We start from the raw sequence: 8,726 nt of genomic DNA on the forward strand, positions 1-8,726 counted from the left end.
CCCGCACACATCACCGGCCGCACCGGAGCCGGGCCCGCGCCCCACCATGCGGGCCGTCACCCAGGACCGTCTCGGAGGACCCGAGGTTCTCCGCCTCGCCACCGTCGACCGGCCCGAGCCCGGTCCGGCCGAGGTCCTCGTACGGATCCACGCGACGGCGGTCAACCCCACCGACGTCTGGCACCGCGGGACCGGGGGCCTGGCCGGTGCCGACGCGCCGCCCGTCCCGCTCGGCTGGGACCTCTCGGGCACCGTCGAGGCCGTCGGTATCGGCGTCACCCTGTTCCGCCCCGGCGACGAGGTCTTCGGCATGCCGCGGCACCCCGCCCCGGCGGGCACGTACGCCGAGTACGCCACCTCGCCCGCCCGCCACCTGGCCCACAAGCCGGCCGGTCTCGACCACGTCGCGGCCGCCGCACTGCCGCTGGCCGGCCTGACGGCGTGGCAGGCACTGGTCGACACCGCGGACGTGCGGCCGGGACAGCGGGTGCTGGTGCACGCGGCGGCCGGCGGGGTGGGCCACCTGGCCGTCCAGATCGCCAAGTCCCGGGGCGCGTACGTGATCGGCACCGCCGGCGCGGCCAAGCACGACTTCGTGCGCTCGCTCGGCGCGGACGAGGTCGTCGACTACCGCACCACCGACTTCGCCGAGACCGTGACCGGGGTGGACGTCGTTCTCGACACGATCGGCGGCGCGTACGGACCGCGCTCGTTGCGGACCCTGCGTCCCGGCGGCCTGGTGGTCTCGCTCGCCTCCCCGGCCGAGGCCGCGCTGGCCGAGGAGGCCGGCCGGAACGGCGTCCGGGCAGTGTTCCTGGCGGTGGAGGCCGACCGCGCGGGCATGCTGGCCCTCGCCGGGCTCGCCGGGAGCGGTGAGCTGCGCCCGCACATCGCCGAGGTGCTGCCGCTCGCGCGGGTCGGCAGGGCGCACGAGCTCTCCGGCTCCGGCCGCACCAGCGGCAAGATCGTCCTGACCACCGACGCCCACCGCCCGGCCCCCGGGGCGGAGCCGAGGTGACGGCGCGCGTGGTTCCGGCCCCGCCGCCGTGCGGTGCCCGCTCCGGCCGAGGCTCGCGTGCCGGATGCGCGGGGCGCGGTTAGTGTCGAGAAGCGTGCTCGGCGGCCGGGGAGCACGCTTCTCGACCGACAACGGTCATGGGGGCGCCGCTTTCGACATGACGAGGAGTGTGGTCGGTGTGGCCCGGAACCGCCGGTTGATCCTGAGTCCGCCGTCCAGGGTCTGGGACCTGCTGTCCGACGGCCGTCGCTACGGGGAATGGGTCTCGGGAACACAACGGATCACCGACGTGGACCCGCACTGGCCCGAAGTGGGCGCCCGGCTGCGGGTCCGGGTCGGCGCCGGCCCGCTGACCCTCGACGACACCTGTGTCGTCCGCATCTGCGAGCCGCGGCACCGCCTGGAACTGGAGGCGAAGGCGGATCCCTTCGGGGCGGCCCGCATCGCCATGAACCTGATCCCCTGGGGCGAGAACACCCTCTTCCTCCTCGAATGGCACGCCCTGCGGGGGCCGGGCATCCGGATGCACGGACTCCCCGTGGACTACCTCGTCTCGATCCGCAACGGCATGATGCTGACGAAGCTGGCCCGGATCGCGGTGCGCGAGCGTCACGACGGCTCCGGTGACGTCCTCCGGACCGCCCGCAACCCCTGATCGCCCGCCCCGTCCCGCACGAACCGCCGGAGGCGGACGCGTACCGCGTCGGGCCGTTCGATCCAGGGCTCGTGTCCGGTGCCCGGTGCGCGCGGGCAAGACGGGCATGGGGCCCGCTCGACGGAACACCGAACACACCGGCCTCACCGGTGCGACCGGACCTCGCCGGTCGGACGCCCGTACCGGCCACGGAGGCGGGCCGGTACGGGCGGTTCCCGCCGCGACGCCGGGTGCTCAGCCCGCGTGCTGGTCCATCCAGGTCTCGACCTCGTCCGCCGACCTCGGCAGACCCGCCGACAGGTTCTCGTGACCGTCCTCGGTGACGACCAGGTCGTCCTCGATCCGGACGCCGATGCCGCGCCACTCCTCGGGCACGGTCAGGTCGTCCGGCTGGAAGTACAGACCGGGCTCCACGGTGAGCACCATGCCCGGTTCCAGCACGCCGTCGACGTACTCCTCGTTCCTGGCCTGCGCGCAGTCGTGGACGTCCAGGCCGAGCATGTGGCCGGTGCCCGCCATGGTGAAGCGGCGCTGGAGGCCGAGCTCGTACGCCCGGTCGGCCGGGCCCTCGATGAAGCCCCACTCGACCAGCCGGGCCGCCAGATGACGCTGCGCCGCCTCGTGGAAGTCCCGGTACGCGGCCCCCGGCTTGACCGCCGCGATGCCGGCCTCCTGGGCCTCGTACACCGCGTCGTAGACCTTGCGCTGCACGGGGGAGAAGGTGCCGCTGATGGGGAGCGTGCGCGTGACGTCGGCGGTGTAGAGGGTGTGCGTCTCCACGCCCGCGTCGAACAGGAGCAGGTCCCCCGGGCGCACCGGGCCGTCGTTCCTCGTCCAGTGCATGATCGTGGCGTGCTCGCCCGCGGCGCAGATCGAGCCGTAGCCGACGGCGTTGCCCTCCAGCCGGGCCCGGCGGAAGAACGTGCCCTCGATCCACCGCTCGGACGACGCGATCGCCCCGGAGAGGTCACCGACCGCGTCGACGAATCCGCGCACCGTCGAGTCCACGGCCTTGCGGAGCTCGGCGATCTCCCATTCGTCCTTGACGAGCCGGAGGCCGCTGAGCACCTCCTCGAGCTCCTCGTCGCGCTCCTCGTCGGTGGTGACGGCGGCCTCCAGGGACGGGTCGACGCCCCGGACGATCCGGGTCGGCACGCCGGAGGCGGCGGCCAGGTCCTCGGCCGCCCCGCGGACGTCCCGGCAGGGCAGTCCGAGCACGAGTTCCGCCTCGGCGAGGGAGTGGCGCCGCCCCATCCACAGCTCCGCCGTGGCACCGGTCCAGAACTCGTCGTCGTCCCGGCCGTCCCGCGGCAGCTGGTAGCAGTAGGCGTCGTGGCCGCCGTCCGCGCGGGGTTCGAGGACGAGGGCGCCGTCCCGGGCCTGGTCCCCGGTCATGTGCACGTAGCCCGAGTACGGCCGGAACGGGTAGGTGTCGTCGTTGGAGCGGACCTTGAGGTTCCCCGAGGGGACGACGAGGCGCTCGCCGGGGAAGCGCGCGGAGAGCGCGGCACGGCGGGCGGCCGCGTACGGGGCCTGCTCGTCGGGCCGCAGGTCGTGCCGCTCGGTGTCCGCCCACCCCGTCCGCATCAGGGCGGACAGTTCATCGGAGATCCCTGAGTAGAGACCGTTCTTACGGCCTTTCGCCACGGCGTGCACCTTCTTCCGGGTGGGTTTCCTCAGCGGCGAGGGGCGGAGCGGGCCGTACCGACGGGCTGGCCCCCCGGCACGGCCCGGCCCCCTCGCTGCCACCGTTCGGCGGCGGCTCCCGGACGGTATCCCGCCCCGCCCGCACCCGGTGCCCGGAAGTGCCACTGGCACCGATCGGCCACGGCGCCGTCCGGAGCCGCCGACAATGAGGCTCATGGTGAACGTGAGAATTGGCGAGGCCCTCCGGCTGCTGGGCCTCGATCCCGCGGCGATCCGGGTCTACCTGGCACTGCTCGAACTGGCGCCCGCCCCGTTGCGCGAGATCGAGGCCGCGTCCGGTCTGGGCGGTGCGGAACTGGCCGAGGCGTACGGTGCGCTGGTCGCCGCCGGTCTGGCCAGTGCCGCCGATGCGGGCGGGGACGTGGTGGCCCCGGTCCCGCCCGCCGCGGGCCTGGAGATCCTCGCCCGGCACCGGGCGGCCGAGATCGAGGAGTCCCGCATCACCGTCGGGGGCGCGTTCGAGTCGTTCCGGCGGCAGCGGCTCGCCGCGTACAACGACGATCTCGTCGAGGTCGTCACCGGCGAGGCCATCGGCCCCAGGATGCGGCACGCCTGGGCGAGCGCCCGGGAGCAGATCCGGCAGTTCGAGTCACCGCCGTACTTCCTCCTGTCCGAGGCCACGGACGACGCGCTGGCCACGCTCGCCCGCGGGGTGACGCAGCGCGTCGTGTACTCGCGGGAGTCGCTGGAGTACCCGGGCCGTCTGAAGGACGCCATCGAGCCGTGCATCAAGGCCGGTGAACAGGCCAGGGTGCTGCCGTCGGTGCCGGTCAAGCTCCTGATCATCGACGAGGCGTACGCGCTCGTGTCGTTGTCGATCGAGGAGGCCGACGTGCACAACACCATGCTGGTCGTGCAGCCGTGCGGCCTGCTCTCCGCGCTCATCGCCCTGTTCGAGCAGTCCTGGCGAAACGCCCTGCCGTTCCACGGCCGCACCGCCCGGCCCGGCGGCCTGCCGCCCGCCGATCGCCGGCTCCTGTGGCTCCTGGCGGGCGGTGCGAGCGACGAGGTCATCGCCCGTGAGCTGGGAATCAGCCGCCGCACGCTGTTTCGCCGTCTGCAGGTCCTGATGGCCCGGCTGGGGGCCGCGAACCGCTTCCAGATGGCTTTGCAGGCGCAGCGCTCCGGATGGTTGTGACCGGCCCGCCGCCGAAGCACCGGACGGGAAGGGGGGGGGCGGCACGGTATCTGCCCGCAGGGGGAGGCTCAGGAGTGTCCGGCGAGTCCGTCCCAACCCCAGCGGGGAGTCGGGCCCGGGGCGCCCAGATCGTCGTCCGGGGCGCCGGGGTGACACCTGGTCGGTCATGCCTCTCCTCCCGCGGCGGACGTCACGGTCGTCCGCCTGTAGTGCTTCATCTCCTCGATGTCCCCGATGTAGGGGCGTATCGCCGCGAGGAACGGCGGGAAGTGCGGACCGCGGCGGAAGCCCTGTTCGTGCTCCTCCACGGAAGTCCACTCGATGCGCAGGATGTAACGCTCGGGCTCTTCGACGCCGTGGGCGAGTTCGTATCCCAGACTCTGGGGAGCAAGTTCCAGTTGCTTCGCGGCCTGCGCGTAGGCGTCCATGAACTCGGCCCGGCGTGCCGCATCGGGGATCCGGTAGCGGATGTACTCCACGATCGAAGTCTTCTTCTTCTCATCTCGTTGCCGGAAGGGGCCGACCGGTGGGCGCCCCCCGGCCGGGTGTACTACGCGGCCGTGCCGGTGCGCACCGCACGGCCGTGCAGAACGGCGACCGCCGCCACCAGCGCGGCGAGCAGTGCGAGGGCGAGCAGCCCGGGGACGTGCACGACGCCGGCACCGGCGACCGGGCAGAGCGCCCCGCCCAGGAACAGCACCGCGCAGGGGCGGGCGTCGATCCGGATCCGGATCGCGGCCATTCCCGGCAGGAACAGCCCGACGCCACCGCCCAGCGCCCACGCGGACAGCCCGTGCAGCGGCTCCGACAGGTCGTAGTGTTCGGTATCGGCGACCTGGTGCAACAGGCTCTCCACGCCGAGGGCGGTGAGCACGATGCCGCCGACGAGGGGCAGGTGGAGGAAGGTGTACACCTCGCCGGCGAGCCGGGTGCGGGTGTCGCCCCCCGCCGCGAGGCTGCCGGCCTCCGCGTCGGCGCTGAGCTGCCGGAAGTACAGCAGCCACAACGTGGCGGCGATCAGCAGCACCCCGACCGCAGCGGCCAGGACCGGGTACGTCAGCGGGTGGCCGCGGGCGCCGACCCCGACCGCCACGATGGATTCGCCCAGGGCGATGACCACGATCAGGCCGTGGCGTTCGGCGAAGCGCCCGGGCGCGGCCGCCTGCCGGCCCGAGCCGCGCAGGACGTAGATGGCGGCGTAGTCGACGGCGGCCGCGCCCAGCCAGATCAGGATCTGTGTGAGGCCGTTGAAGGAACTGCCCAGCAGCAGAATGAGGAACGGCGGCAGCAGCGAGGTCAGGTGGCCCGCAGCCGGGCGTCCCCGGGGCGGGCGATCCGGTGGGCGACCAGGTGCAGTGCCCGGAAGGCGCCGTAGCACAGCACGAACGCCCGCGGGGCGCTCACGCCGCCGGGGGCGTCCGCGTACACCTCCGGAACGGTGAGCGAAACGGTGAACACACCCGCCCTCACCACCACGAGTACACCGAAGAGCGCGCCGGTGTCGGCCCGTACCACATTGCCCGGCCAGGCGAAGCAGCACCACAACAGGGCGAGCACCACACCGGCGCCGAGCAGTCGCGTGGGTGTCGGGTCCGCCGCCACCAGGGAGGTGACCCGGGTGATGGCATGGACGAAGGCGAGGTCGAAGAAGAGCTCGGCAGACGTCACCCGGTGGCCTTCGCCGCTGGTCACCATCCCGTGACCCTCACGCCGTGCAGTCATGCGCATCCGGCCCGCGTCGTTGCTTCTCCCCCCCCGTACGAGCACGCACGTCACCCGTCACAGGAGAGGACTTCCCGGTTTCCCGAATGGGAGGAATCGGTTCGGGCGGCTATGCGACGAATGGCCTGTCGCACTCCATCGCACTTCCCTCACCGTGCCGCTTCTGCCGAGCCGTTTCTGTGATGATCGCTCCGAACCACGAGGAGGATGCGACGTGATGAACAGTGAGGCGGACGGGGCCGGGGCGGACAGGCCGGGCATGGGCGGTCGTGATGTCCGGTTCCGGCCGGGCGACGTGCTGAAGCTGGAATGCCCGTTCACCGGGACCACGGTCGCCGATGTCTCCCGCTTCCACGTCTCCGTGCGGTGGCCCTGGTCGGAGGTGGACCCGCAGGCGGAGAACTTCGGATGGAACGGCCGGCGGGCGCTTCCGCTGCCCGAGGCCCACGAGTGGGAGCTCTTCCGGACGCGGCCGGCCGAGACCGAGTTGAAGCCGGAGGACACCTGCCGGGTGGGTATCCCCCCGACCGTGGTACACGTCCTGACGGTGCATCACTTCGATCCGCCCCGGGTGACCGGGCGGCTGCCGCGGCCCGCGACCTACTTGGAGGTCCTGCGGCAGGGCGAGACCCATGACCCCGAATTCGAGGACCAGGGCTACGCGTTCGACCCGGCCGGCGACGAACCGATCCGCTTCGAACTGCTCTTCCGCCCCTACGCCTTCCTCGAACCGGGCGACGAGGTCACCGACCGGAACGGGCAGGTCTGGCGGTTCGACGCGGCCTGGGAGTGGCACCCCCTCGACGGAGCGGGATCGGACGCCCCGGCCTGGCCGCTGACGCTGCTCTCCCGCGACGGCGGGCCCACGCCCGATGCGGCGGCCGCGGTCGCCCGGGCGACCGCGGCCGGTGGCCACGCCGAGGAGCTGGAGCGGTGGACCGAACTCACCGGCGCGAGCCCGGTCCCCCAGCAGTGGTGACTCGCCGGGTCCGGACGGGGCCGGGCGGGATCGCCCCGGGAGCGACGTACTTCCTCTGGGGATCCTGGAGTTGACGCTGGATCAGCCCCGTGCCTCGCGGAACCGCTTCACCACGTCGCCCGCGCTCACCGCCAGTACCACCACCGCCGTCACGGTGTAGAAGGACTGCGGGGTCTGCCGGCCACCGTTGACATCGGCCAGGAAGGCCGGGTTGAACAGCTCCTGCCGGTACAGGAGCCACACCAGCGGCAGTGCGAAGGCCGCCTCGGCGCCGACGTTCCAGAGCGCCCGCGAAGGCGTCCACGCCCGCACGGACCGGATCACGTCGAGCGCCACGAGGCCGGCGAGCCCGGCCAGGATCGGCCAGATCCATCCCGACCACAGATCCGGGGCGAGTACGTCGAGGTGGGTGCCGCCGTCGGTCCGGTACGGCTGTGCGGTGTGCTGCCAGACGATCAGGGCGATCAGTAGCGCGTGCCACGCCACCCGGGCGTAGACCGCCGGGTCGCGCTTCTTCGGCGCGACGGGGTCGGGGAGGTCGTCGGGCGTCCAGGTCCGGCCGATCGCGCCGGGCAGCCTGCCGGACCGCTCGATCAGGGCGAACACCACGGTGAGCCAGGCGAGCATCTGGGCGCCGACGACGAGCAGCGTCCCGACCGCCCCGCCGATCACCTCGCCGATGTCCCGGCCGTCCAGTACGTCGAGCACCGCGCCCAGGACGGTGACCGCGGGCAGCACGGTGGACAGCAGGACCGTGAGGAGCCGGGTGTACGTCGGGTAGAGGCCGGGCCCGATCAGTGCGAGCGGCCGGTCGGCGTACCGGGCGGCGAGCCGGACCGGGTCGCCCATCTCGGTGAGCACCTCGCGCTCGGCGGCCTCCGGGGCGGCCGGGTCGCGGGCCTCGACGGTGTCGGCGATCGTGGCGCGCAACTCGTCCGCCACGTCGGCGCGTTGGTCGGCCGGTATGCGCCGGACGACCTCCACCACGTAACGGTCGGTCAGTGTGCCGGTGCCGGCCACCTGTGACTTGCTCAACGGTCCCCCCTGGTCAGTCGTGATATCGAGGTGCAGAGGTCCTGCCACTCGCGCAGCAGTCCGGTGCGGACCCGGGCCCCCTCGGGGCTGACCCGGTAGAACTTGCGCGGCCTGGTCTCCTCGGTGTTCCACTCGCTGATGAGCAGCCCCTGTTTCTCCAGGCGGCGCAGCAGCGGGTAGAGGGTGTTGCCGTCGACGGAGACGCCGGCGTCGCCGAGAGTCTCCAGGAGCGCGTAGCCGTACTGCGGCTCCTCCAGGAGTGCCAGGCAGGCCAGGACGACCGTGCCGCGGCGCAGCTCCTGGGCCTGGCTGAGGATCAGTTCATCGGTGCCCACGCGTCACACGATACTGTGTGCCGCACACTAATGTCGCGTCGCCGGTGTCGTGCCGTGTTCCTGGTGGTACGTCATGGTGCCGATGGCGCCTCACGGTTCCGGCGTCGCGTTGTGGTTCCGGCGTCGCGTCGTTGCTC

General features: G+C 72.7%; 10 protein-coding genes. 4 read left to right on the top strand and 6 right to left on the bottom strand.

Features of this window, described 5'->3' with window-relative positions; genetic code table 11:
* Positions 1–46 precede the first annotated feature (46 nt).
* Positions 47–1,018 carry an NADP-dependent oxidoreductase gene (locus ACFYW1_RS02635; protein WP_388986980.1) on the top strand — a complete coding sequence of 324 codons (972 nt, stop codon included), beginning with the start codon at positions 47–49 and terminating at the stop codon, positions 1,016–1,018.
* Positions 1,019–1,196: 178 nt separating this feature from the next.
* Positions 1,197–1,673, top strand: a complete 477-nt coding sequence (locus ACFYW1_RS02640; protein WP_388986983.1) for an SRPBCC family protein — start codon at positions 1,197–1,199, stop codon at positions 1,671–1,673.
* Between the two features lie 234 nt (positions 1,674–1,907).
* On the opposite strand, the gene ACFYW1_RS02645 is transcribed toward ACFYW1_RS02640, so the two are convergent.
* A complete protein-coding gene (locus ACFYW1_RS02645) occupies positions 1,908–3,320 on the bottom strand; it encodes an aminopeptidase P family protein (protein WP_388985952.1) in 1,413 nt (470 codons plus the stop codon).
* A 214-nt stretch (positions 3,321–3,534) separates the two neighbouring features.
* Between ACFYW1_RS02645 and ACFYW1_RS02650 the strand changes: the two genes are divergently transcribed.
* Positions 3,535–4,518 (top strand): LuxR family transcriptional regulator, encoded by a 984-nt coding sequence (locus tag ACFYW1_RS02650; RefSeq protein ID WP_388985953.1) that lies wholly within the window; start codon positions 3,535–3,537, stop codon positions 4,516–4,518.
* A 164-nt stretch (positions 4,519–4,682) separates the two neighbouring features.
* Here the strand turns inward: ACFYW1_RS02650 and ACFYW1_RS02655 are convergent, their stop codons facing one another.
* From ACFYW1_RS02655 to ACFYW1_RS02665, 3 genes are all read right to left on the bottom strand, one after another.
* Positions 4,683–4,997, bottom strand: coding sequence for a putative quinol monooxygenase (locus tag ACFYW1_RS02655; protein WP_388985955.1), 315 nt, complete (start codon positions 4,995–4,997; stop codon positions 4,683–4,685).
* Positions 4,998–5,068: 71 nt separating this feature from the next.
* The gene (locus ACFYW1_RS02660; protein ID WP_388985957.1) at positions 5,069–5,896 is read right to left on the bottom strand and encodes a low temperature requirement protein A; all 828 of its coding nucleotides are present in this window, start codon (positions 5,894–5,896) and stop codon (positions 5,069–5,071) included.
* Positions 5,815–6,240, bottom strand: coding sequence for a low temperature requirement protein A (locus ACFYW1_RS02665; protein WP_388985958.1), 426 nt, complete (start codon positions 6,238–6,240; stop codon positions 5,815–5,817). Before ACFYW1_RS02665 ends, ACFYW1_RS02660 begins: the two co-directional genes overlap by 82 nt.
* A 217-nt stretch (positions 6,241–6,457) precedes the next feature.
* Between ACFYW1_RS02665 and ACFYW1_RS02670 the strand changes: the two genes are divergently transcribed.
* Positions 6,458–7,219: a hypothetical protein gene (locus ACFYW1_RS02670; RefSeq protein WP_388986986.1), complete on the top strand. Its 762-nt coding sequence runs from the start codon at positions 6,458–6,460 to the stop codon at positions 7,217–7,219.
* Between the two features lie 81 nt (positions 7,220–7,300).
* Here ACFYW1_RS02670 and ACFYW1_RS02675 read toward each other — a convergent pair whose 3' ends face one another.
* Together ACFYW1_RS02675 and ACFYW1_RS02680 are read right to left on the bottom strand one after the other, a co-directional pair.
* Positions 7,301–8,254, bottom strand: coding sequence for an HAAS signaling domain-containing protein (locus ACFYW1_RS02675; RefSeq protein WP_388985960.1), 954 nt, complete (start codon positions 8,252–8,254; stop codon positions 7,301–7,303).
* On the bottom strand, positions 8,251–8,589 hold the full coding sequence (locus ACFYW1_RS02680; RefSeq protein ID WP_388985962.1) for a PadR family transcriptional regulator: 339 nt from the start codon (positions 8,587–8,589) through the stop codon (positions 8,251–8,253). Before ACFYW1_RS02680 ends, ACFYW1_RS02675 begins: the two co-directional genes overlap by 4 nt.
* Positions 8,590–8,726 lie beyond the last annotated feature (137 nt).

Source organism: Streptomyces sp. NPDC002669, assembly GCF_042889165.1.
Taxonomy (GTDB): Bacteria; Actinomycetota; Actinomycetes; order Streptomycetales; family Streptomycetaceae; genus Streptomyces.

Bases quoted from the DNA above. Each gene is read 5' to 3' on its own strand.
- ACFYW1_RS02635 (WP_388986980.1), top strand. From the start codon at position 47: ATGCGGGCCGTCACCCAGGACCGTCTCGGAGGACCCGAGGTTCTCCGC.
- ACFYW1_RS02650 (WP_388985953.1), top strand. From the start codon at position 3,535: ATGGTGAACGTGAGAATTGGCGAGGCCCTCCGGCTGCTGGGCCTCGAT.
- ACFYW1_RS02665 (WP_388985958.1), bottom strand. From the start codon at position 6,240: ATGACTGCACGGCGTGAGGGTCACGGGATGGTGACCAGCGGCGAAGGC.
- ACFYW1_RS02670 (WP_388986986.1), top strand. From the start codon at position 6,458: ATGAACAGTGAGGCGGACGGGGCCGGGGCGGACAGGCCGGGCATGGGC.